Source organism: Mesorhizobium sp. M7A.F.Ca.US.011.01.1.1 (assembly GCF_003998295.1).
Lineage (GTDB): Bacteria > Pseudomonadota > Alphaproteobacteria > Rhizobiales > Rhizobiaceae > Mesorhizobium.
In genome coordinates, this window is the sequence record NZ_RZRT01000055.1 from 1 (window position 1) to 23,281 (window position 23,281).

Genomic DNA, 23,281 nt, shown 5'->3' on the forward strand with positions numbered 1-23,281 from the left:
GTAGGGGAGTAGGGGAGTAGGGGAGTAGGAAAGTGAAGCAGTGAGGGCTCTGACAAGGTATCGGATTCCCGAATTTCGTGTTGTCCAATTCCCCTACTCCCCTACTCCCTTATTCCCCTCACAAATCATTGCTCTGCGGCAAAATCACCAGATCGCGGATCGTCACGTTGCGCGGGCGGGTCAGCATGAACATCACCGCTTCGGCCACTTCGCGCGGCTGCATCAGGCCACCGGCGGCGAGTTCTTCCTCGAGCTTGGCCTTCGGCCAGTCGTCGACCAGCGCCGTCACCACCGGACCCGGCGCCACCGCGCCGACGCGCAGACCGTGCTTGGCCACCTGCCGGCGCACCGTGTGGACGAAGGCCTGCACGGCGTGCTTGGAGGCCGTGTAGATCGGCTCCCAGACCACCGGGACCAGCCCGGCGATGGAACTGGTGACGATGATGTCGCCGGTCTTGCGTTCGATCATGTGCGGCAGCACCGCCTGGATCGAGCGGAAGCAGGCATTGATGTTGAGGTTGAGCATGCGGTCCCAGACGTCGGGATCGCCGGTCGCCACCTCGCCGCCGACATAGGCGCCGGCATTGGCATGGAAGATGTCGAGCTGGCCGGCCTTCTCCAGAATCTGCGGCATCATGGTGGCGACGCTGGCCGGCTGCATCAGGTCGATGACCAGCGGGATCGCCTTGGGGCCTAGTTCGGCGCACAATTTTTGCAGCGTCGCCTCGGCGCGGTCGACCAGCACCACGGTGGCGCCGGCCGCCAGCATATGCCTGGCGCATTCGAGGCCGATGCCTGATGCCGCGCCGGTGACGGCGGCAACTTTTCCGGACAGTTCTTCGCTCATGTCTTGCTTCCTGTTGATGGGTTCAGGCCCGGCCATGCGAGACACGCGAGCGGCGTGCCAGCGAGTCGACGATGACCGCGATGGCAAGCACGGCGCCGGTGATCATGTACCGAAGCGACGAGGACAGATCGAGCAGCGTCAGGCCACTGGCGATCGACTGGATGACGATGATACCGAGCAGTGCCGAATAGGCGCTGCCTCGGCCGCCGAACAGGCTGGTGCCGCCAATGACCGCCGCCGCGATGGCGTTGAGGTTGACGTCGCCGGTGCCGGCCTGCTGGCTGGCCGAGGCAAGGCGGGCAGCCGACAGCACGCCGCCGAAGGCGGCCAGCATCGAGCACAGCACGAAGGCGCTCGAATAGATCAGCCGCACATTGATGCCGGCGCGCCTTGCCGCCTCGCGGTTGCCGCCTACCGCCGACATCGAGCGGCCCCATTTGGTCCGCGTCAGCGCGTAGTGCATCGATATGACCAGGCCGACGAACAGGCCGAACATCCACGGAATGCCGCGCGCCTGGTTGAGATAGAAGACGATGAGTTCGAGGATGACCGTGATCACCACCGCGCGCGTGACGAGCCCGCCGGTCGACGGCGACGACAGATTGGCGGCGCGGCGGCGCGCGACGGTGCGCAGGCCGGTGACCAGCATGACGATGCCGGGCACGGCCGCCAGAGCGAACGAGACGAATTTCGGCATCATCAGCAGCTGGCCGAAATTCACCAGGTTCGAGCCATAGGGCAGATTGATCGAGCCGGTCGAGCCGAGGATATAGAGCTGCAGGCCGAGCACCGCCAGCAGGCCGGCAAGCGTCGAGACGAAGCTCGGCATGCCGAGCCGATTGAACAGCAGCGCATAGAGCGCGCCGATGAAGCCGCCGACGGCGACGGCGGCGAGGATGGCGAGCGCCACCGGCCAGCCCTGGTTGACCCACAGCGTGCCGACCATAGCCGAGGCAAAGCCGCTGATCGAACCGACCGACAGGTCGATCTCGCCGACCATCAAAACGCAGACGATGCCCAGCGCAATGACGCCGACGGTGGAGCAATCGAACAGCAGATTGACCAGATTGCTTGATGACAGGAAGATCGGGTTGATGCTGGCGAACACCGTCCAGATGATGACCAGCCCGACGATCACCGGCAGCGAGCCGAGATCGCCCGAGCGGACCCGGTCGAAGAACCTGCGGACGGCACCGCCGATCCCGGCCTCATGCTTGACGCGCACATCGGCGCGGTCGAGCTGCGGCTGCACGGGGGCCGCCTGTTCGGCTTCGCGGCTCATGGGCGTGGCTCCCCTTTTTGATCTTGCAGGGTGGTTTGATCCTGTCGCGCCTGCCTGCGCTCGGCGCGGCGCGACACTGAATTGTTCGAGGCGCCGGTGATGGCGCTGACAAGTTCCTGGTTCGAGGCATCGGGCGAGAAGATGCCGTTGTTGCGGCCAAGCCGCAGCACGACGATGCGGTCGGCAACGGCGCGCACGTCTTCCATATTGTGGCTGATGATGACGACGCCGAGGCCGCGGTCGCGCACCCGCTCGATCAGGTTGAGCACTTCCGCCGTCTGTGCCACGCCTAGCGCCGCCGTCGGCTCGTCAAGCAGGATGAGCTTGGGTTCGAGCAGCAGCGAGCGGGCGATCGCCACCGTCTGGCGCTGGCCGCCCGACAGCGACGCGACGACTTCGCGGACACTGGGGATGCGCGCCGAAAGCTCGTTGAGCAGCGTCCAGGCGCGCACCTCCATCGCCACCTCGTCCAGGCGCAGCGGGCTGAGCTCGCGGCCGAGGAAGATGTTGGCGACGATGTCGAGGTTCTCGCACAGCGCCAGGTCCTGGAACACGGTGGCGATGCCGAGCGTCAATGCCGCACTCGGGTCGGCCAGCGTCACCTGCTTGCCGCGATAGCTGATGCTTCCCGAACTCGGCTGATGCACGCCGGCCAGGATCTTGACCAGCGTCGACTTGCCGGCGCCATTGTCGCCGACCAGCGCCACCACCTCGCCGGCATGGACGTCGAGATCGATGTCGGTGAGCGCCGAGACGGCGCCGAAATGTTTCGAAATGCCGCGCAGGCTGAGCACCAGCTCGCCTGTCGGAACCGGTTCGTCCGGGGTTTCAATCATGCCAGCGACCTTTCAAAAACCGGTTCGAGGAAGTGCGCTGTCTGGCCACCGCGTGGGCGGCCAGACAGCGGAGCGGGCAAGGGTCGCGGTCAGTTCCCGATGCCCAGCTTCTTGCAGCCTTCCGCGTAACGATCGACGCAGAGTTCGGCTGCGGTGTTGATCTTCTTGTCGATGATCTCGGCCTTCAGGTTTTCCTGCGTCACCACGGCCGGCGTGAACAACTGCGAGGGCGTGTCGTACAGCGTCATCTCGGCCTTCGGCGTTTCGCCCGAAAGCAGCTTGATGGCGATGTTGGCGGCGGCCGCCGCCACGATCTCGCTCGGCTTGGAGATGGTGTTGTACTGGTCGCCGGCGATGATCAGCTGCAGTGCCGCGATCGTCGCGTCATTGCCGGTCACCGGCGGCACCGGATCGACGCCGGCCGCCTTGAAGGCGGCGATGGCGCCGCCACCGGTGCCGTCATTGGCGGCGACGACGCCGAGGATTTTTGGTCCGAAGCGGGTGATCTGGCCTCCGGCCCATTGCTGCGCCTTCGGCGGCGCCCATTCCGGCGTGTCGTATTCGGCCAGGATCTGGTAGCCGCTGTTGTCGAGGCCGGCATGGATGCCCTTCTTGATCAGGCCGGCCGCCGCATCGGTCGGCGAGCCGTTGATCTGCAGCACGCCGCCGCTGGCCGGATCGACCTTCAGCGCCTTCAGGTGCTCGACCAGCGAATCGGCGATGGCCTTGCCGATGCCTTCATTGTTGAACGAGACATAGAAGTCGGCAGGCGCGGTCGGGATCGGCCGGTCATAGGCGATGACCTTGATGCCTTGGCTCTGCGCCAGCTTGACCAGCGAGGCGGCGGCGGTCGAGTCGACGGGATCGAGCACGATCGCCTTGGCGCCCTGCGAGATCACCGAGTTGAATTGCTGCTGCTGGCGCGAGGCGTCGGCATCGGCGTTCTGGTAGAGCACCTTGCAGCCCGGGCACAGCTTCTTCATCTCGGCGGCGAAGCCGGGATAATCATGCTGCTCGTAGCGGGTCGAGGCCTGGTCGGGCATCAGGAAGGCGACGGTGGCGTCGGTGACTTCGGCGGCCCTGGCGATCGCGGCGGTGCCGGCCAGCAGCGACAGCGCAAGGGCTGCCACGCCGGCGGACTTGCCAGCGGACTTCAATGAAGATGAAAGTTTGGTCATTCGGTCTTCTCCGTTTCTGGATATGGTTGTAAGAAGGTCGTTGACTGCTTTGGTCTGAAGACACCCATCCGCCCTCGCCCAAACTGCATTGGGAACCGAGACCCGGCGCCGGCCTTTCAAGCCGCGCCGACAACCTCCGCCGACGGAGGAACTCGAGACAAGCGTTCTCTATCGTGAACCGCTCCACGCGGCTCACGTCGTCATGCAAAATGAAAAATCCTCCCTTGGTTCCTCCCTGGCTCCTCCGTTAAGCGGCTTTGCCCGCGTTGATGTTGTCGGCCAGCAGGCGCCTGAAGCGGGAGGGCGGCATGCCCTTCTCCGCCAGGAACTGCCGGTTGAAATTGGACAGGTTGTTGAAGCCGACCTCGTAGCAAATGTCGGTGATCGAGGCCTGCTCGTCGCTCATCAGGATCTGGCAGGCAAGGTTGATGCGCAGCCGCTTGACATACTGCACCAGCGACATGCCGGTGTGGCGGCGAAACGAGCGCGAGAAGGCGCCGGTCGACTGGCCGGCAATGGCAGCCAGATCCGCCTCGTCGAACAGCTGCGTCAGGTTTTCCCTGATATAGGCGAGCGCCTTGTTCATGCCGGCGGTCATGTAGCCCGAGGGATCGGGCCTGTAGCTGGCGCTGGCCAAAAGCTGGAATTCCTGGGCGCGGCTGAGCAGGCCGGCGATCATCATGAACAGTTCGATGCGGCGCACGCCCTGTGCCTGCATCATTTCTTCCATCAGCGGCGCCAGCGCCTTGCTGGTGCGGCTGGAAAACAGCACGCCGCGCCGCGACGCCTCGAGCAGGTGCCCCAGCCCCGCCAGCTCCGGCAGCACATGCATGGCATCACCGATGAAACTTTCGGAGAACTGGATGATGCGGCCGCGCAGCGGGATCGAGCTGTCCCTGGGGATGTCGCTGACCCAATTGTGCGGCAGGTTCGGCCCGGTCAGCACCAGATTGCCCGGCTCGAACTCGCCGATGAAGTCGCCGACGAAATAGCGTCCGTTGGTGAAGATCACCTGATGCAGTTCATATTCGGGATGGAAGTGCCAGCGCACCGTGTGGAAGGGGTAGCCATGCGACCACGCCTTGAAGGACTCACCGCGTCGTATCTGGACTACTTCCAGGTCCGGTTCCATGTCCGTTTCCTCCCAGGCCAGCACGGATATTTGCCGCGTTCGGCCCAATTCCCTAAACCGGCCGAATTGGTTTCGGCTCTGCATTTCAAGAGCCAAGGTATCGGCTCATGGCAACAGGCGCCACCACGATTCAAGACAATGGATGATACTTTTTTAACCGGGAGGCGGCGCTCAGAGGCGTTATTCGGGCAGAACAGGTCAGTCTTGCTGACACGTTCGCTCAATTGACCAACGACAACGCCGCCGCCCGGACAGGAATTCCGACGTGTCCGGTGGGCGCCTACTAGCCTATCTCAAGGACATCGTCTTCAGGCGCTGTTGCAGCGCCGTCATCGTCAGTTCAGCTCGTGCGCAGCGCACCACCCGCCACCGTCGCGAGCGGCGAAACCATCTCCGGCACCAGTATGTCGTGGCGGCGCGCGAAACTGACCAGCGTGGCTCGCACCGTCTCCGGATCGATCTCGCCGACGATGCCCGCCTTGCAAGCGTTGAGTGCGACGGCATGGGCGCCGTTGCGGCCGGCGCTCGGCCAGTCCTGCAGCAGTGCATAAGCTTCCATCACGCTGTCGATCTTCCTCGGAAAACCCATTCCGACCAGAAGGGTGACCGGTTCCTCAAATTGCCCGCGATTCATGGCTTGCGCCTCCTCTCGATTGTTCAGGGCCTGCAGCGGACCGAACACCGGGCAGCACGGCCCGCCGCGGATAGGTGAATGGACTGGCCGATTTCCGTTCAGCCGCTGCCGGCGGATACCTCGGATGTTGCCGACACTTGCTGTGCTGCGAGGAACATCAGTGCCGACGCCGCGGTTCGCCGATTCCAGCCGGCGGCTTCAGCCATGTCGAGCAGCCCTGCCAGCAGCGGCTTCAGCACGTTCCTGCATTCTGTTTCATAGGCCAGGAATTCCTTCGCTTGGTGCGTAGGAGCCGGTACGGATTCGATGCCAGCCATTGCGTCCATCTTTACCTCCACTCTCTCTCGACTGACGCCCGCTCCCCGCCAGGGAAGCGGGCGGATTGGCCGCGACCTCAGAAGTCCATGCCGGCGCCGGCGGGCATTGCCGGGGCGGCGGCTTCCTTCTTCGGCTTCTCGGCCACCATCGCCTCCGTGGTCACCAGCAGGCCGGCGACCGATGCCGCGTCCTGGAGAGCGGTGCGCACCACCTTGGCCGGGTCGATGACGCCCTGGCCGTAGAGATCGCCGAATTCGTTGGTCTGGGCGTTCCAGCCCCAGCCGAATTCGGTTTTCTCGCGCAGCTTGCCGACGATGATCGAGCCTTCGGCGCCGGCATTCTCGGCGATCTGCCGGACCGGCGTTTCGATGGCACGGCGCACGATATCGACGCCAGTCTTCTGGTCCGCATTGTCGGTCTGCACGGCATCGAGCGCCTTTGCTGCCCGCAGCAACGCGACGCCGCCGCCGGGCAGCACGCCCTCCTCGACGGCCGCGCGGGTCGCATGCAGCGCATCGTCGACGCGGTCCTTACGCTCCTTGACCTCGATCTCGGTCGAGCCGCCGACCCGGATCACCGCAACGCCGCCGGCGAGCTTGGCCAGCCGCTCCTGCAGCTTCTCGCGGTCGTAGTCCGAGGTGGTCTCCTCGATCTGCGCCTTGATCTGTGCGACACGGCCCTGGATCTCTTCCTTGCGGCCGACACCGTCGACGATGGTGGTGTTTTCCTTCTCGATCACCACCTTCTTGGCGCGGCCCAGCATCTGCAGCGTCACATTGTCCAGCTTGATGCCGAGATCTTCCGAGATCGCGGTGCCGCCGGTGAGAATGGCGATGTCTTCCAGCATGGCCTTGCGGCGGTCGCCGAAGCCTGGCGCCTTGACAGCCGCGACCTTGAGGCCGCCCCGCAGCTTGTTGACGACCAGCGTGGCAAGCGCCTCGCCTTCCACATCCTCGGCGATAATTAGGAGCGGCTTGCCCGACTGCACCACGGCTTCGAGCACGGGCAGCATCGCTTGCAGATTGGAGAGCTTCTTCTCGTGGATCAGCACATAAGGCTCGTCGAGTTCGACGCGCATCTTGTCCTGGTTGGTGACGAAATAGGGCGAGAGATAGCCGCGGTCGAACTGCATACCTTCCACGACTTCCAGTTCGGTCTCGGCGGTCTTGGCCTCTTCCACCGTAATGACGCCTTCATTGCCGACCTTCTCCATCGCCTCGGCGAGGAAACGGCCGATCTCGGCATCGCCATTGGCGGAGATTGTGCCGACCTGTGCGATCTCGTCGTTTCGGGTGACCTTGCGGGCATTGGTCTTCAGCTCGGCGACCACCGCATCGACCGCCTTGTCGATGCCGCGCTTCAAATCCATCGGGTTCATGCCCGAGGCAACCGCCTTGGCCCCTTCCCTGACGATCGCCTGTGCAAGCACGGTTGCGGTCGTCGTGCCGTCGCCGGCAAGGTCGTTGGTCTTGGAGGCCACCTCGCGCACCATCTGGGCGCCCATATTCTCGAACTTGTCCTCCAGTTCGATCTCCTTGGCGACGCTAACGCCATCCTTGGTGATGCGCGGCGCGCCGAATGACTTGTCGATGACGACATTGCGCCCCTTGGGTCCGAGCGTCACCTTCACCGCATTGGCAAGGATGTCGACGCCGCGCAGCATCTTCTCGCGCGCTTCGGTATGGAATTTCACTTCTTTGGTAGCCATTGGATCACTCCTCTATCTAGGCAGCATTCGTTGACTGGTTGGATGCGAAGAAGCCGTCAGGCGGCCTTCTTCACTTCGACGATCTTATCGATGACACCCATCACGTCGCTTTCCTTCATGATGAGCAGGTCCTCGCCGTCGAGTTTGATTTCGGTGCCGGACCATTTGCCGAACAGGATGCGGTCGCCGACCTTGACATCAAGTTCGACAAGCTTGCCGCTGTCGTCGCGCGCGCCGGGACCGACGGCGAGCACTTCGCCTTCCTGCGGTTTTTCCTTTGCGGTATCGGGGATGATGATGCCGCCGGAGGTCTTCTCCTCGGCTTCAAGGCGGCGGACCAGAATACGGTCATGCAATGGACGGAACGCCATGTCGTTCTCCTCGTGGACAAACAGGTTTTTGAGGCTCCTCCGCACCGAACCGGCAATATCGGACCGATGCGGAACGCCGCGACCCTTCGTCAGGCATCGCGGGCGCATATCGAGCTAGTTTTGCCGTTTTTCGGTTTCAAGAGCCCCGCCAAAAAATTCTCACATCGAGCAGAAAAAAGGCCAAGGCACTGTTATGGCGCGACTATTCTCGGAACCCCTGACCTTCTCGCGGAGTTTGTTTGAAGAGGGACCGGCAGACCGGCCTGGCATCGGGCGAGTTCAGGCGGATGCCTGAACGGAGAGAGAAGGAGAAAGACATGGTCGATACGGTCAGCAGCGAATTCCGCCTGCAAATGGAAGGTTATGGCCTGACGACGGCCGAAATCCACTATCACCTGCCCGATCATCCGAGCCTGCTTCAGCTCTATGTCTGGCAGGACTATGATCTCGCTCCGGCCTTTCCCGAGCTCAAGGGCTTTCTCCAATATTGGGAGCGCGAGCTCGACGGCCCGCTGCACTCGGTCCGCGTTGCTCATCACCGGCTCATCCAGCCTTCGGAATGGCGAGCCGTCGAGGGCATCATCACGGTCCATTAGGGTCTTTGCAACGGCCTCCGCTCCTGCTTCGCCTGGAGCGGCGGCGTTAGGGCAGGCTCTCGCCGGCCACACGCAGCGCGACAGCCAACAGCCTCCCCTCCAAAATTTCCAATTTCCGTATTGTAAAACGGTCGCGTAGCACTAGCCTGAAATCAGATGCGAGGCGGGGAAGAGGAATGGAGCTTCAACTCAATGGCAAGGTGGCGCTGGTCACCGGCTCGACACAAGGCATTGGCCGCGCCATCGCCGAGACCTTGGCGCATTCCGGCGCCGGCGGCCTGCTGGTCACCGGGCGTGATAAGGCACGCGGCGATGCGGTGGCGGCGGAGCTTTCGCTGCTTGGCACACCAACGCTCTTCGTCGCCACCGACCTCGCCGAGCCGGCAGCTCCCGCTTTGCTGGCGCAAGCCTGCATCGAGCGCTTCGGCCGCATCGATGCGCTGGTAAACGCCGCAGGGCTGACCGACCGGGCCTCGTTCCTCGACGCCGATCTCGACGGCTGGGCCTCGCTGTTGGCGGTCAACGCGCGGGCACCGTTCTTCCTCATGCAGGCGGCCATCGCCGACATGAAGAAGCGTGGCCAGGGCGGCGCCATCGTCAACATCCTGTCGATCAACGCCCATTGCGGCTCGCCGGAACTCGCCGTCTATTCCGCCAGCAAGGGCGCGTTGGCCACGCTGACCAAGAATGCCGCCAACGCCCATCGCTTCGATCGCATCCGCGTCAACGGCATCAATGTCGGCTGGACCGACACGCCGGCCGAACGCGTCATGCAGGCCGACACGCTGGGCAACGGGCCGGGCTGGCTCGATGCTGCGAACGCCTCGCAACCCTTCGGCCGCCTGTTCTCGACGAGCGATATCGCCAACCTCGCCGTCTTCCTGCTTTCGGATGCTGCCGGGCCGATGACCGGCACGCTCGTCGACCAGGAACAATGGGTGATCGGGGCGAACCGGTGAGCGCCAGCGAAACGCATGCGCCCTGCATGACGCATTTCGGCGTCGACGCTTTCACCGTTGCCGTCAGAAGTTGGTCGCGATGACGGTGACTGAAAAAGCCCGTCGCCCCATTCGCTCAAAGCACCCGCGCCGCTCACAGCGCCAGGCTACCCTGCTCCACCTCCTCGGCATTCGGATCTCCCGGTGCGGTGGCCCAGGCCAATTCGACCAGCGTCACGGTGCGCCGGCCTGTCCCGTCGAGTTGGCAGACGATGAGCCCCTGCTCCTCGATATAGGTCAAGAGGCGCCGGGCGCGGCGCAGCGAGTGCGAGCCGTAGGCGCGGGCGATCGCGGCGTCGCTCGGGCACGGCCAGCCCTCTTTCGCCGCACGGGCGATCATCATGAACACGCCCTGCATGTCGTCGGGCAGCAGCGACGCGCGGACGGAAACATCCCGCCACGCGTCATCCTGCGTCGTCTCGGAACCAAGGCCGGCACGGGCGCGCGTCAGCATGCGGCGGAACTCCGGCAGGTCCGGCACAACCGAGGCGAGGCCTTCTATGCGGCAGCGGACCACGAATTCCTGATAGAGCACCCCGATCACGCGAAAACCCGCATCGGGCTGCGCCAGGATGGCGCGCAGCACACGGTCGACGCGCTCACGACGCTCGGCCAGATCCTCGGCGCTGATTTGCGGCTCCGCCGGCTCGGGGCGCATTTCCAGTGCCGCCGATTTGGCCGCCATCAGCTGGTCGAGCAGGTCCGGCGACGCCGGGCGGCGTGGCGTGCGCACCGTCTCGGGCGGCGGCGCCGCCAGGATGATCGCGCGTGCGTCTTCCAGCGCGGATTCCGGCATTGCCATGAGCCGCGGCGTGCCGTTGCGCGGGCTGGTGTCGGTCGGGCCGATGCGCAACCCCAGCGGACGGCGCGACAGCGCCGGACCGAGCGCCATGAACTGCCCGCGTTCCAGATCGCGGAACGCTTCCGCCTGGCGTCTCTCCATGCCCAAAAGATCGGCGGCACGCGCCATGTCGATATCGAGGAAGGTGCGGCCCATGAGAAAATTGGACGCCTCGGCTGCGACGTTCTTGGCGAGCTTGGCCAGCCGCTGGGTGGCAATGATGCCGGCCAGCCCGCGCTTGCGGCCACGACACATCAAATTGGTCATGGCGCCGAGCGAGAGCTTTCGCGCTTCGTCCGACACCTCTCCGGCCACCGCCGGCGCGAACAGCTGCGCCTCATCCACCACCACAAGCATCGGGTACCAGTGGTCACGGGCGACCTCGAACAGCCCGCCGAGGAAGGCGGCGGCACGCCGCATCTGGTTCTCGGCGTCGAGCCCTTCGAGATTGAGCACGGTGGAGACGCGATGCATGCGCGCCCGCTCACCAGCCGCCTGCAGGCCGCGCTCGGTATGCTGCTCGGCATCGATCACCAGATGGCCGTAACGATCGCCCAGCGAGACGAAGTCGCCCTCGGGATCGATGATGGTCTGCTGTACCCAGGGCGCGCTCTGCTCCAGCAGGCGCCGCAGCAGATGCGACTTGCCGGAGCCTGAATTGCCCTGCACCAAAAGGCGCGTCGCGAGCAGTTCCTCAAGATCCAGCTTCGCCGGGGCGCCTGCGGTCGTCTGTCCCATCTCGATCGCAACGGTCATCTCGACTCAGGCGCTCCTTTCGCAGACGGGCTTATCAACCCGATCACAGCCCGTCGAGCGTGCATGACCGCCTGCGGCGTGTTGCGCACAACTGTGCAGGCACCGCCTGGAGGGTCATCAGCCGATGCCTGGCGCAAACTTTGGGTTGACCCCTTCGGACCACGAGGCGACACTCCACCCAACGCTAGGAGTACGAGGAGAAAAGCGATGGACGAGCCCGAACGGTGGCGCCACATGTCGACGGCGCCGAAGGATGGCAGCCGCATCCTGGTCACTGTGCGTCCGTCCGAACAGGGGCCGGCGGAAGTCGACCTTGCCTATTGGTCGCGTGCCGACCAGTTCGCCTCGGAAGGCTGGCGCGCGTCGGACTCCTCGCCGGGGCGCGTTATCGAATACGCTGACCCGGAACTGAAGTGCTGGATGCCGCTGCCGACGGCCAACCTCAGCCGCGCGTCGATGCCGGCGCCGTGGGAAGGCGAAGACGCCCAGCAGCTGGATGGGTCCGGGATTTAAGAGCGCGGAGAGGCCGGAGATTGGCAACTCCACGGTCGGCGTCTCTAACCTGCTCCTCTCAGAACAGGAACGCGGCCGTGGCGGGGTTGGGCCCGTTGCGGCCTTCGGGCGAATCCATGCCGCGGATCGTCTGCAGGTCCTGCGCATCCAGTTCGAAATCGAAGACATCGAAATTGGCGGCGATGCGATCCCTGCGGATCGACTTTGGAATGACGATCAGCCCCTCCTGGAGATGCCAGCGGATGATCGTCTGGGCGACGGACTTGCCATGTTTTTTGGCGATGTCTGCAATGGTCGGATCGCCGAGCAGCCGGCCGCTGCCCAACGGGCTCCAGCTTTCGATACGGATGTCGTGCTTGGTGTGAAAGTCCCTGACACCGCGTTGCTGGAACTGGGGATGCAGCTCGATCTGGTTGACGACGGGCGTCACGCCGGTTTCCGCGATGATCCGCTCCAGATGGTCCGGGTTGAAATTCGAAACGCCGATCGACTTGATGCGGCCGGCCTGCCGGAGTTCGACCAGCGTCTTCCAGGCCTCGACATATTTGTCTTGGCTGGGCACAGGCCAGTGGATCAGGAACAGGTCGATCTGCTCAATGCCGAGCTTGGCCATGGTGTCATCGAAGGCGCGTAGCGCCGCATCGCGCTGGTGTGCGCCGTTGCGCAGTTTCGAGGTGATGAACAGCTCAGCCCGCGACACGCCGGCGCTGCGGATCGCCTTTCCGACCCCTTCCTCGTTCTGGTAGCCTTCGGCGGTGTCGATCAGGCGATAGCCGGCCTCGATGCCCCAACCCACCACCTCGGCGGTAATATCCTGGTCGACCTGCCACACGCCAAGGCCGAGTTGGGGAATGGCGGAGCCGTCGTTCAATGCGATCTGTTCGGGCATGGGGGATCCTTTGCAAAGCGGGTCCGGGCGTTCTGCCCGGTGCACAGCCTATCTAGGTCCGACAGGGTGCGACGACCACCCGACAGCGGACAAATTGCCGTGTGAAGCGCGCCTGCAGCCGTGATCTCGGCGTCAGCCGCAATCTCATCGCGGCCGTCGCACCGCCCGCACCACACCGGCCGAAGTGCTGCCGCAATAGAGGCGGTCGCCGCCATCGGATTCCAGCCCCGACACGCCCATGCCCGCCGGCATGTCGAGCTTCTCGAGAACCTTGCCTGATCGCGGGTCGACCCGGCGCAGGTCGCTCTGCTCGCCTTCCCAGGTGGCGTGCCATAGCTCGCCCTCGACCCATGTCACCCCGGTGACGAAGCGGTTGGATTCGATGGTGCGCAGGATTGCTCCCGTCTCCGGGTCGATCTGATGGATCTTGCGCTCGCGGTATTGCCCCACCCACAGCGTCCCTTCGGCCCAGGTCAGCCCGGAGTCGGCGCCGCCGCCGGGCGCCGGGATGGTGGCCAGCACCTGGCCGGTATCTGGGTCGATCTTCTGGATGCGGTCATTGGCAAGCTGGAAGAAATGCTGGCCGTCCCAGGCGGTGCCGGCATGCGCCGCGACATCGATCGAGCGCAGCGCCTGGCCGTTTTCCGGATCGAAGGCGTTCAGCTTCTCGCCCGAGGCGAACCAGACATTGTTGCCGTCAAAACTCACCCCATGCACCCTCTCCACATCTGGAAAGGGTCCGTATTCGCGCAGGATTTCGGCTGCTGACTGTTTCATGTCCTTGTCCTCACTGAGATGGTCTGATGTCCATTACTAACCACTCGGCAGCGGCGCCGGGAGTAACAAGGTGGTCGTGAATCCCGCCACCGGCGGCGTCATCCAGCGGCGCGCCCGGCCGTGACCGAAAAACTGCACCTTGCCGGCCTCGCCAAGCTGCTCCAGCGCCCGCTGCACGCTGCGCTGGCCGGTGCCAAGCGCCAGCGCCAGCGCAGAGGTCGCCCAGGATTCACCATCGGCAAGGAAGGCCAGCACCGCCGCGTGCCGCTCCTCGATCGGCCGCGCCAGCACCACCACCTCGCGTGCGTGGCGCGGCGCCAGCGCGAAGCCTTGGCTGGTCGCGCCGATTTCGGCCAGCCCTCGCAGCTCAGTGCGCAGCCGGCCGATCTCGACCCGCAGCCGCGCTCTATGCGATTCATCGGCGTGCCTGCCGCCGAAGGCTTCAGCGATCAGCCTCGCCCTCGACACATCGCCTGGCCACGCTTCGGCGAGCGTACGGGCCAGCGCAAACAGCACCGGGCGCGTTGCCAGCGAGACCGCTTTCTCCTGTTGGCGCACGACGTAGCGAAAGCTATCGACCAGCAGCGCCGGCGACGCCTGCAGCGCCTCGACCTCCTCGAGCAGCAAGGGGCGCTGCCCACCACCTACGATCAGCCGCGCCGCCGGCGTGTCCAGCGCCAGGAAAGCGCTGTCGACCTCTGCCATCAGGCCCGGAATGCCGGCCCGGCGGGCGGCGTGGCGTGCCCACTCCAACGCCCTGCGCGCCGGCTTCGTCTTGAGGCGCCGCATCGCGATGCCGGCAACGGCGAGCTCGTGCGCGGCCCTCGAGGCCGGCGGAAGCGGCATCGGATCGAGCCCGGCCAGCACATCTTCAGCCTCATCGAGACGGCCGATGAGCAGCAGACGCCTCACCTTGAGGTGGCCGGCATGCGCGGCGTTCAGCCGGTCGCCATGCTTTTCCAGCGTCGCCCGCGCCGCATCCAAAGCCTTGGCCGGCCAGCCGAGGTCACGCGAAACCAGCGCGATCTCGGCCTCGGCGACGACGCATCTGGCGCGCGCCACCGCTTCTTTCGGGCCGAAGCCACGCGCGGCACGCCGCAGCAGCGCCTTGGCGCGATCAAGATCGCCGAGCTGCGCCATCGCAATGCCGCGCAGCGCCAGCGCCGGCGCATCCTCACGCAAGGCAACGCGGTCCAGCGCGCCAAGCGGATCACCTGCCGCCAACGCCAGTCCAGCCGCGGTGATCAGCGAGTCCATTCAAATCCCGTCACACTTGTAACTCCCACCCCCAGTGCTCAGCGCCCTAACTTAAGTCATGGCCGCCAACCAGCAAGCCGTATCGGCAGCGGCACAACAAAGGAGAACCACGCGATGAACGACACTGTCGGGGGCACCGAGCGGATGCCCCACCCCTGCTGCGGCGGGCCGGCTCTTTCAAATCCCGTCACACTTGTAACTCCCACCCCCGCGATTGACCGCCCTATTCTAGCTCACGGCAAGCAACCACACGTCGCAACAGCGCGACAACAGACTGGCAAAGGAGACGACCAATGACCAAGCACATCGCAATGAAGACCCCGCCGATCGTTTCGCGGCAGGACTGGGAAGCCGCCCGCGAACAGATGCTGGTGAAGGAAAAGGCAACGCTGCGCGCCAAGGACGCATTGGCCGCCGAGCGCCGGCGCATGCCCTGGATGGAAGTGGACAAGGCCTATGTGTTCGAGGGGCCGAACGGCAAAGCGAGCCTGCTCGATCTGTTCGAAGGCCGCCGCCAGCTGATCGTCTATCGCGCCTTCTTCGAGCCCGGCGTGCATGGCTGGCCAGATCACGCGTGCCGCGGGTGTTCGCTAGGCGCCGACCAGGTCGGCCACCTCGCCCATCTCAATGCCCGCGACACCACGCTTGCCTACGCTTCACGTGCCCCGCAGGCCGACATTGCGCGGCTGAAGCAGCGGATGGGCTGGGAGATGCCGTGGTACACAATCACCGACAGTTTCGACAAGGACTTCGGCGTCGACGAATGGCACGGCCACAACGTCTTCATCCATGACGGCGACCGCATCTTCCGCACCTACTTGATCAACAGCCGCGGCGACGAGGCGATGGGCACCGTCTGGAGCTATCTCGACGCGACGCCGCTCGGCCGCCAGGAAATTTGGGAGGATTCGCCCGAGGGCTATCCGCAGACCCCGCTCTACTCCTGGTGGAACTGGCACGACAATTACGACGCCGGGGCCGACAAGAAATGGGAAGAAGTGTCTGCTGCCGGCGAGGCTGCATTCCGCGACAAGGGCGAGCAGTAACGGTTGTCCAGCCTGGGTTCCTCTCCCGCTCCGTGAGGAGAGGAACCAGTCCTGGCTGGCATAATCATCAGGGATCAAGACCATGAGCGATATTCACACAGGTGCCGGCAGCACGATCCCGGAAGCGACCACCCTCGGGCTGGCCGACTGGCTTTGCCTTGCCGCGGCACCGACCTTCGCCGTGATGGCGTTGCTCACCTGCATCTTCAGCGGCGATGCAGCCATGCAGTGCATGGGCACCGACGCTTCGCCCCTCACGGGCATGGCCGCGATGTATCTCCTGATGAGCGCCTTCCATCTGGCGCCCTGGCTGCGGGTCATTTCCGGCAGGCAGGTCCGCTAGGCGCAGCGCGCCGTTCCAATTCCAAACACCCCACAAATCGGAGAAGACAATGAGACTGGTCAGGCTGAGAGCGCCGGGCGGCTTGGGCAATCTCGACCTGGTCGAGGAAGATCCGCCCCAGCCAGGGCCGGGCGAGGTGCTGGTCAGGATCCGGGCCTGCGCGTTGAACATGCGCGACGACTTTGCCGTGCAAGGCAAGATGCCTCTCGCCGACGGCCGTGTTCCGCTCTCCGACGGCGCCGGCGAGGTGATTGCCCTCGGCGACGGTGTCGATGCACTCAAGCCCGGAGACAGCGTCGTCAGCGTCTTCTATCCCTGGTGGCTGGGCGGTGACATGACGCCCAGCACAAGGCGCGACATTCCGGGAGACAGTTTCGACGGCTTCGCCAGCGAGTATGTCTGCATGCCGGCGCACGCTTTCACCAGGGCACCGGTGGGCTATACGCATGTCGAGGCGGCGTCGCTCACCTGCACCGGCGTAACTGCCTGGCGCGGCCTGGTTGTGTGCGGCAAGGTGAGGCCGGGCGACGCGGTGCTGGTCCTCGGTTCGGGCAGTGTATCGCTGTTCGCGCTGCAATTCGCCAAAGCCGCCGGCGCCCGGGTCATCGCCACCTCATCCGACGAGCAGAAGCTGGAGCGGCTCAAGCGTCTCGGAGCCGACGCCGTCATCAACTACAAGTCCGTCCCCGACTGGGGCCGCAAGGCCAGGGATTTGACCGACGGACGCGGCGTCGATCACGTGATCGAGGTCGGCGGACCCGCCACGCTGGCGCAGTCCATTGCGGCCTGCAGCACGGGCGGGCATATCGCGCTGGTCGGCGTCCTGACCGGCTTTGCGGCGGAAGTGTCTATCCCCGCCCTGTTTTCCAACCAGATCCGCATCAGCGGCATTTCCATCGGCAGCCGGGCCGACCAGGAGGATATGATCCGGGCGATAGAGGCTATCAGGCTGAAGCCCGTCATAGACCGCCATTTTCCGCTGCAGGACATCGCCACCGCCTTCGCGCACTACGAATCCCAAAAGCATTTTGGCAAGGTCTGCCTTGAAGTTTGAGCACTCTCCACCAGCAGCACGATGAAGGGGACCGTCGGGTCCGTGCCTTCGTCGTGATTCTGCCTAGGTCGCGATGTCGTTGACCGGCAGCAGGGGCTTGGGAAGGTCGGCCTCACCGAGCCCGCTGCGCAACTCGATCTCGATGTCGCGGCATATCTGCGAGATCGGAACGTCGTTGGCGTTGCCCTCGAATGGGTTGGCGCTGCTTTCGCCGACCTGGTCGAGGGACATGTATGCCCAGCCCAGCAGCGTGCTGAACGGGATCGTCAGCCAGATTGCGATCGACCCGAGCGCGCCACCCAGTTTGCCCATATCGGCAAAGACGGGAACGACCCCGAATGGCAGCAGCGTGCAGAAGATCATCACGAACATCGAACTGACGATGGCGTATTGCCTGGGATAGGGATTGTTCTTGATGCGATCGCAGCGCGCCTGCTGGTCATGGAAGTCGCGGATCAGCTTGGTCAGTTCGCCATAGATCTGGGGAGGAAGCTTTGTGTCCTTGAACAGCCCATTGACCTGGGCAGATTGCAGTTCGAGCAGGGCTATCGCCGGCTGGGGCGATTTCAGGACGTCCTCGGCCTGTTCGGCGAGCAGTGGACGCAGCTCGTTGGCGACCGAGCTCGCATCCTCGTGGATACGGTAGCGCCGCCGGTATTCGATATTGGCGGCCCGCGCCATGGATTCCCATGGCATCGGCCGGCGCAGAGAAAAACGCAACGCCGTCATCCAGGCGATGTGGCGATAGATGAGCTGTCTGGCCGTCGGCGCGTCGAGGAAATCCCTGCAGAAATTGGACCACAACCGGCTGCTGGCCGTAATTTGCGTAAAAGCCTGCAGCGCGTCGCTGCTGCGGGTGAACACCTGCGAATTCTTGAACCCGGCAACGAGTGATACGGTGGTGCCAAGCACCAGCACCACCGACCATGGCACCGAGAACCCGGCGATGCCCGGAAAACGGTAGGCCGCCACGGCCAGTCCGCTCACCACCACCATGTAGATGACGCTGCGCCGAGACCAGAGCGCGAAATCCACTATTTTGTAGGAACGGCCTACATACATCGGGTCCCCTCAACTTATCGACAGGTGTGGTTTTGCACCGCCGGAATCTCGTCGCCTCATTGCGCCTTCGCAGCCCCGAACCGCAACCCGTCCATCAACAGCTTGACCAGCCGGCGCGAGCGGTCGCGCCATTCCGGGGTGTCGGGCGCTGAATAGATGCCGCTCAGCGCGTGCAGCACGTCGGAAGCGTCGACGTCGCCGCGGATGGTGCCGTCGGCCACCGCCGCCTCGACCAGCTGTCGCAAGGCTTGCGACACCCGGCCGAACGTGTCGGAAAACAGCGTCGAATTGGTGGTGAGCACAATGCGCAGGCTGGTCGCCAGGCCGCGCTTGGTGGCGATGTAGTCGACGAAGCGCTGCATCCACTGTTCCAGCGCGACATCGGACGGATGTTTTTGGGCAAGCTCGCCGGCGGCCGCGCACAGCGCCTCCACCTCGCGGCGATAGACCACCTCGACCAGATGCTCGCGCGTCGGGAAATGCCGGTAGAGCGTGCCGATGCCGACGCCGGCGCGGCGCGCGATCTCCTCCAGCGAGCCATCGATTCCGCGCTCGGCAAAGACTGACACCGCCACCTCGACCAACCGGTCGCGGTTGCGCCGCGCATCGGCGCGCAGCGGCTTTGCGTCTACGGCCTCGGCCTTCTGTTCAGCAATGGCGGACGGCTCGCTGGCCAATTTTTTTCTCCACATCGTGTCATGGGGCTTGAACCCGGCCGGGTCAGCCACCACGTAATAAACGGAGGCGCCTCCGTTTTAGTGGAGCGCCTTTATCATATAATCAGGGGAACCGGTATGTCACGTCTTTCGAACACGCAAGCCGACATCTCCCCTGCCCGCCTGCCTCGCGGGAGACCCGCTGCCATCTCCGCTTTCGCCGTCAAGACCTGACCGAACGGTTACCTTGCCCCTCTGCGGCAAGGCACCAGTTCAATCCCATCCGCGTCAAGCAACTGGAGCCAGACGCCCATGACCAGCCTTCCCATCACCCTCACCATCAACGGACACAAACACGAACTGGAGGTCGATCCACGCGTAACCCTGCTCGACCTGCTGCGCGAGCGGCTCGATCTCACAGGCACCAAGAAGGGCTGCGATCGCGGCCAGTGCGGCGCCTGCACGGTGCTGGTCGACGGCAAGCGCATCAACTCATGCCTGGCGCTGGCGGTCAGCCATGACGGCGCCCAAATCTTGACCATCGAAGGCGTCGCCCACGGCGAGGAACTGCATCCGGTGCAAGCCGCCTTCATCGCCCATGACGGCTTCCAGTGCGGGTTCTGCACGCCCGGCCAGATCATGAGCACGCTCGGCCTGATCGCCGAGGGACAGGCCGGCGACGATCCCGAACGCATCCGCGAGGGGCTGAGCGGCAACATATGCCGCTGCGCGGCCTATGGCGGCATCGTCGAGGCCGTCCTGGAAGCCCAGCAACAGCTTGTCAAAGCCGACCGGAGGACCGCGGCATGAGAGACTTCGACTACATCAGGCCCGCCACCATCCCCGACGCCATCGCCGCGGCAGCCGAGCCGGGCTCGGCCTATCTCGCCGGCGGCACCAATCTGCTCGACCTGATGAAAGGCGGCATCACCAGTCCCGAGCGTATCGTCGACATTTCCCGGTTGCCGGAGCTCAACCGCATCGAACGCCTGGACGATGGCGGCCTGCGCATCGGCGCGCTGGTGCGCAATGCCGATCTCGCCCATGACACGGCGTTCGCGAAATCCTATCCGGCGGTGGCCGAGGCGCTGCTGTCGGGCGCCTCGGCGCAGCTTCGCAACGCCGCCACCGTCGGCGGCAATCTGTTGCAGCGCACGCGCTGCAGCTATTTCTACGACACCGCCAGCGCCTGCAACAGGCGCCAGCCTGGCGCCGGCTGCGACGCGCTGGAAGGCGAGAACCGCCTGCACGCCGTGCTCGGCTGGAGCGACGCCTGCATCGCCACCCACCCGTCGGACTTCTGCGTGCCGCTGGTGGCGCTCGACGCGGTGGTCGAGATCGAAGGCAAGAAGGGCCGGCGCCATGTGACGCTGGAGGAATTCCATCGGCTTCCCGGCGAAACGCCGCAGCGGGAGAATGCGCTGGAGCCCGGCGACCTGATCGTGGCGGTGCGCCTGCCGGCGGAGGCGGCCTCCTTCTCCGCCAATGCCCGTTACCTGAAAGTCCGCGAACGCACCTCTTATGCTTTTGCCGTCGTATCGGCCGCGGCAGCGCTCGTCGTCGATGGCGGCAAGATCCGCGCTGCAAGGCTGGCGCTGGGTGGCGTCGCGGCCAAGCCGTGGCGGGCACGAACGGCGGAAACCGTCCTGCTTGGCGCGGACGCCAACGAGGTGAACTTCGCCAGCGCCGCGGAGGCCGCCCTGGCCGATGCCAGCCCATCCGGCGACAATGCGTTCAAGATCGAGCTTGCCCGACGCATCGTGGTCAGGGCGCTGATGTCTGCCCAGGCGGGAACGCCCGAGCGGCCGCCAGCCCTTCCTGCCTCCCCGTTCTCAAACATTCCCGGAGCGCGCCATGACGCTTGAACTCAGCCTCAACCAGCAACCCGCCCATGCCCGGCAGGGCTCTAGCATCGGCCAGCCGCTGACCCGTCGCGACGGCTTTCTGAAAGTCACCGGAGCCGCGCGCTATGCCGCCGACAACCATCCGCCCGGCATGCTTTACGCCGTGCTCGCTGTCTCTAGCATCGCGCGCGGCCGCGTTGCCGCGCTGGATATCGAGGCGGCCAAGGCGCACCAGGGCGTGGTCGAGGTGATGACGCCCAAGAACCGGCCGGCGCTCGCCGCCGATCCGGATGCCAAGGACCATCCCTTCATGTTCCGGCTCGACCTGCTGCAAAACGATCAGGTCCGCTACCCCAACCAGAGCATCGCCGTGGTGATCGCCGAGACGCTGGAGGCGGCGACCGAGGGGGCGGCGCTGCTGTCGCCGCGCTATGAAGTGCTGCCGGCGCGCGTTGGCCTCGACGGCGCTGAAAGCTTCGTGCCGCGCGGTGTCGGTGTCGGCGGTCCGGCGGTGCAGCACAAGGGCGATGTCGAGGCCGGCCTCAAATCCGCAAAGACACGGATAGAGGCCACCTACGAGACGCCGGCCCAGTACCACAACGCCATGGAGCCTCATGCGATCGTCGTCGCCTGGGATGGCGACACACTGTCGATCGACACGCCGAGTCAGGGCCTTGCCATGGCGCAGGGCCGCATCGCCGGCCTGTTCGGCATCGCGCCGGAAAACGTCCACATCCGGAGCCCGTTCCTGGGTGGCGGCTTTGGCTCGAAAGGCATGATCTCCGGGCCGCAGGTGCTCGGCATTCTGGCGGCGCGCCTCGTCGGCCGTCCGGTCAAGCTGGTGCTGCGGCGTGAGCAGATGTACGGCCCGGTCGGCCACCGTGCGCCGACGCGCCAGACGCTGCGCATGGGCATGGATGGCGAAGGGCGGCTGACGGCACTCGACCATCACGCCAAGACTGCGTCGAGCACGTTCGACGATTTCTTCGAACCGGCGGCGGATGCCTCGCACACGCTCTACGCCAGCCCGGCCATCGCCACCTCGCACGATGCGGTGCGGTTGGACACGGGTACGCCGCTGTTCATGCGGGCGCCCGGCGAAGCCACCGGCTCGATCGCGCTGGAGAGCGCTATCGACGAGGCGGCTCACGCCTGCGGCATGGACCCGCTGGAGTTCCGGCTGCGGAACTATGCCGAGGTCGAGCCGATGACCGGCAAGCCGTTTTCCTCCAAGGCGCTGCGCGAATGCTACAGGCAGGCGGCCGAGACGTTCGGCTGGGCGAGCCGCCCGCTCCAGCCGCGGCTGATGCGAGACGCCGACGGTTTCCTGACCGGCTGGGGCATGGGCACGGCGACGTTTCCGGCCCTGATGTTCCAGGCCGAGGCCCGCGCAGTGCTGAGAAGCGATGGCAGCGGCCTGATGGAGACCGGCGCGCAGGACATGGGGCAAGGCGCCTGGACGGCCTTTGCCCAGATCGCCGCGGACGGGCTGGGACTGGATATCGACCAAGTCGATTTCAGGGCCGGCAGTTCCGATCTGCCCAATGCAGGCATTGCCGGCGGCTCCGGCCACACGGCGACGGCCGGCATGGCGATCCACAATGCGGGCGCCGCCGTCATCGCCAGGCTCGCCGATCTCGCCACCGGTGACGAGCACTCACCGCTCTACGGCGCCGGCAATGAAGGCGTGCTGGCGCGCGGTGGCCACCTCTATCGGCGCGACGATGAAAGCCGCGGTGAAAGCTATGCCGAGATCCTCACGCGCGCCGGCCTCAGCGAGATCGAGGGCCATGGCAAAGGCGCTCCCGACCCGGCATCCCAGGAAACCTATGCCAAGCACGCGCACGGCGCCGTGTTCGCCGAGGTGAAGGTCGATCCGGATTTCGGCCAGATCCGCGTCACAAGGCTGGTCGGCGCGTTCGCCGCCGGACGGGTTATCAATCCCAGGCTGGTGCGCAGCCAGTATTATGGCGGCATGGTCTGGGGCGTCTCGTTCGCGCTGCATGAGGAAGCCATCACCGACCGGCGCTCGGGCCGGATCCAGAATGCCAACCTCGCCGAATACCATGTCCCGGTGAATGCCGACGTGCCGTCGGTCGAGGCGCTGCTCGTCCACGAGGACGACCCTCACGTCAACGCGCTCGGCATCAAGGGTGTCGGCGAAATCGGCATCACCGGCACGGCCGGCGCCGTCGCCAATGCAGTCTGGCATGCAACCGGCGTGCGGCCCCGGCGCTTTCCGATCCGCATCGAGGACCTGCTGGGGTGAGGAGTGGTCCGCCTAGCGGACGGGAAGCCAATTGCTCGGCTTCCCGAACGACGAACGGTGAAAGCCCGGTCCGC

24 protein-coding genes are annotated in these 23,281 nt (G+C 65.2%); 9 read left to right on the top strand and 15 right to left on the bottom strand.

Features of this window, described 5'->3' with window-relative positions:
- Window positions 1–118: 118 nt before the first annotated feature.
- From EOA13_RS30135 to groES, 9 genes are all read right to left on the bottom strand, one after another.
- A complete protein-coding gene (locus EOA13_RS30135; RefSeq protein WP_127297066.1) occupies window positions 119–847 on the bottom strand; it encodes an SDR family oxidoreductase in 729 nt (242 codons plus the stop codon).
- A gap of 22 nt (window positions 848–869) precedes the next feature.
- Complete coding sequence (locus EOA13_RS30140) at window positions 870–2,129, bottom strand: sugar ABC transporter permease (RefSeq protein WP_127297067.1); 1,260 nt, start codon at window positions 2,127–2,129, stop codon at window positions 870–872.
- Window positions 2,126–2,965, bottom strand: coding sequence for an ATP-binding cassette domain-containing protein (locus tag EOA13_RS30145; RefSeq protein WP_127297068.1), 840 nt, complete (start codon window positions 2,963–2,965; stop codon window positions 2,126–2,128). The genes EOA13_RS30140 and EOA13_RS30145 overlap by 4 nt, the downstream gene beginning before the upstream one ends.
- Window positions 2,966–3,054: 89 nt before the next feature.
- Complete coding sequence (locus EOA13_RS30150; RefSeq protein WP_127297069.1) at window positions 3,055–4,143, bottom strand: sugar ABC transporter substrate-binding protein; 1,089 nt, start codon at window positions 4,141–4,143, stop codon at window positions 3,055–3,057.
- Between the two features lie 247 nt (window positions 4,144–4,390).
- Window positions 4,391–5,275, bottom strand: coding sequence for an AraC family transcriptional regulator (locus EOA13_RS30155; protein ID WP_031214037.1), 885 nt, complete (start codon window positions 5,273–5,275; stop codon window positions 4,391–4,393).
- Between the two features lie 340 nt (window positions 5,276–5,615).
- Complete coding sequence (locus tag EOA13_RS30160) at window positions 5,616–5,909, bottom strand: DUF982 domain-containing protein (RefSeq protein ID WP_127297070.1); 294 nt, start codon at window positions 5,907–5,909, stop codon at window positions 5,616–5,618.
- Between the two features lie 98 nt (window positions 5,910–6,007).
- On the bottom strand, window positions 6,008–6,226 hold the full coding sequence (locus tag EOA13_RS30165) for a hypothetical protein (RefSeq protein ID WP_023814433.1): 219 nt from the start codon (window positions 6,224–6,226) through the stop codon (window positions 6,008–6,010).
- A 77-nt stretch (window positions 6,227–6,303) separates the two neighbouring features.
- Window positions 6,304–7,935: a chaperonin GroEL gene (gene groL, locus EOA13_RS30170; protein ID WP_127297071.1), complete on the bottom strand. Its 1,632-nt coding sequence runs from the start codon at window positions 7,933–7,935 to the stop codon at window positions 6,304–6,306.
- Window positions 7,936–7,991: 56 nt separating this feature from the next.
- Entirely contained in the window at window positions 7,992–8,306 is a 315-nt protein-coding gene (groES, locus tag EOA13_RS30175) for a co-chaperone GroES (RefSeq protein ID WP_127297072.1), read from the bottom strand.
- 317 nt (window positions 8,307–8,623) lie between these two features.
- Between groES and EOA13_RS30180 the strand changes: the two genes are divergently transcribed.
- The gene (locus tag EOA13_RS30180) at window positions 8,624–8,902 is read left to right on the top strand and encodes an usg protein (protein WP_031214047.1); all 279 of its coding nucleotides are present in this window, start codon (window positions 8,624–8,626) and stop codon (window positions 8,900–8,902) included.
- A gap of 176 nt (window positions 8,903–9,078) precedes the next feature.
- Window positions 9,079–9,861, top strand: coding sequence for an SDR family oxidoreductase (locus EOA13_RS30185; protein ID WP_127297073.1), 783 nt, complete (start codon window positions 9,079–9,081; stop codon window positions 9,859–9,861).
- A 133-nt stretch (window positions 9,862–9,994) separates the two neighbouring features.
- Here EOA13_RS30185 and EOA13_RS30190 read toward each other — a convergent pair whose 3' ends face one another.
- Complete coding sequence (locus tag EOA13_RS30190) at window positions 9,995–11,497, bottom strand: ATP-binding protein (RefSeq protein WP_127297074.1); 1,503 nt, start codon at window positions 11,495–11,497, stop codon at window positions 9,995–9,997.
- A gap of 207 nt (window positions 11,498–11,704) precedes the next feature.
- On the opposite strand from EOA13_RS30190, the gene EOA13_RS30195 reads away from it, so the two are divergent.
- Entirely contained in the window at window positions 11,705–12,010 is a 306-nt protein-coding gene (locus EOA13_RS30195; RefSeq protein ID WP_013530714.1) for a hypothetical protein, read from the top strand.
- Between the two features lie 58 nt (window positions 12,011–12,068).
- Here EOA13_RS30195 and EOA13_RS30200 read toward each other — a convergent pair whose 3' ends face one another.
- The 3 genes from EOA13_RS30200 to EOA13_RS30210 all read right to left on the bottom strand — a co-directional run bounded on the left by EOA13_RS30200 (window position 12,069) and on the right by EOA13_RS30210 (window position 14,933).
- Window positions 12,069–12,899 (bottom strand): aldo/keto reductase, encoded by an 831-nt coding sequence (locus tag EOA13_RS30200; RefSeq protein WP_127297075.1) that lies wholly within the window; start codon window positions 12,897–12,899, stop codon window positions 12,069–12,071.
- A gap of 144 nt (window positions 12,900–13,043) precedes the next feature.
- Window positions 13,044–13,676, bottom strand: coding sequence for a PQQ-binding-like beta-propeller repeat protein (locus EOA13_RS30205; RefSeq protein ID WP_127297076.1), 633 nt, complete (start codon window positions 13,674–13,676; stop codon window positions 13,044–13,046).
- Between the two features lie 36 nt (window positions 13,677–13,712).
- Window positions 13,713–14,933 carry a helix-turn-helix domain-containing protein gene (locus EOA13_RS30210; protein WP_127297077.1) on the bottom strand — a complete coding sequence of 407 codons (1,221 nt, stop codon included), beginning with the start codon at window positions 14,931–14,933 and terminating at the stop codon, window positions 13,713–13,715.
- A gap of 293 nt (window positions 14,934–15,226) precedes the next feature.
- On the opposite strand from EOA13_RS30210, the gene EOA13_RS30215 reads away from it, so the two are divergent.
- The 3 genes from EOA13_RS30215 (at window position 15,227) to EOA13_RS30225 (ending at window position 17,376) form a co-directional block, all read left to right on the top strand.
- Entirely contained in the window at window positions 15,227–15,979 is a 753-nt protein-coding gene (locus EOA13_RS30215; protein WP_031213983.1) for a thioredoxin family protein, read from the top strand.
- A gap of 82 nt (window positions 15,980–16,061) precedes the next feature.
- A complete protein-coding gene (locus EOA13_RS30220) occupies window positions 16,062–16,322 on the top strand; it encodes a hypothetical protein (protein ID WP_127297078.1) in 261 nt (86 codons plus the stop codon).
- Between the two features lie 49 nt (window positions 16,323–16,371).
- Window positions 16,372–17,376, top strand: coding sequence for an NAD(P)-dependent alcohol dehydrogenase (locus tag EOA13_RS30225; protein ID WP_127297079.1), 1,005 nt, complete (start codon window positions 16,372–16,374; stop codon window positions 17,374–17,376).
- 63 nt (window positions 17,377–17,439) lie between these two features.
- On the opposite strand, the gene EOA13_RS30230 is transcribed toward EOA13_RS30225, so the two are convergent.
- Complete coding sequence (locus EOA13_RS30230) at window positions 17,440–18,438, bottom strand: bestrophin family ion channel (RefSeq protein WP_127297080.1); 999 nt, start codon at window positions 18,436–18,438, stop codon at window positions 17,440–17,442.
- 56 nt (window positions 18,439–18,494) lie between these two features.
- On the bottom strand, window positions 18,495–19,115 hold the full coding sequence (locus EOA13_RS30235; protein WP_127297081.1) for a TetR/AcrR family transcriptional regulator: 621 nt from the start codon (window positions 19,113–19,115) through the stop codon (window positions 18,495–18,497).
- A gap of 291 nt (window positions 19,116–19,406) precedes the next feature.
- Here EOA13_RS30235 and EOA13_RS30240 point away from each other — a divergent pair, with 291 nt between their 5' ends.
- Genes EOA13_RS30240 through EOA13_RS30250 form a run of 3 tightly spaced genes read left to right on the top strand, consistent with a single transcriptional unit; the run spans window position 19,407 to window position 23,207 of the window.
- Complete coding sequence (locus EOA13_RS30240; RefSeq protein WP_127297082.1) at window positions 19,407–19,904, top strand: (2Fe-2S)-binding protein; 498 nt, start codon at window positions 19,407–19,409, stop codon at window positions 19,902–19,904.
- Complete coding sequence (locus EOA13_RS30245) at window positions 19,901–20,959, top strand: xanthine dehydrogenase family protein subunit M (protein WP_127297083.1); 1,059 nt, start codon at window positions 19,901–19,903, stop codon at window positions 20,957–20,959. The genes EOA13_RS30240 and EOA13_RS30245 overlap by 4 nt, the downstream gene beginning before the upstream one ends.
- On the top strand, window positions 20,949–23,207 hold the full coding sequence (locus EOA13_RS30250; protein WP_127297084.1) for a xanthine dehydrogenase family protein molybdopterin-binding subunit: 2,259 nt from the start codon (window positions 20,949–20,951) through the stop codon (window positions 23,205–23,207). Before EOA13_RS30245 ends, EOA13_RS30250 begins: the two co-directional genes overlap by 11 nt.
- Window positions 23,208–23,281 lie beyond the last annotated feature (74 nt).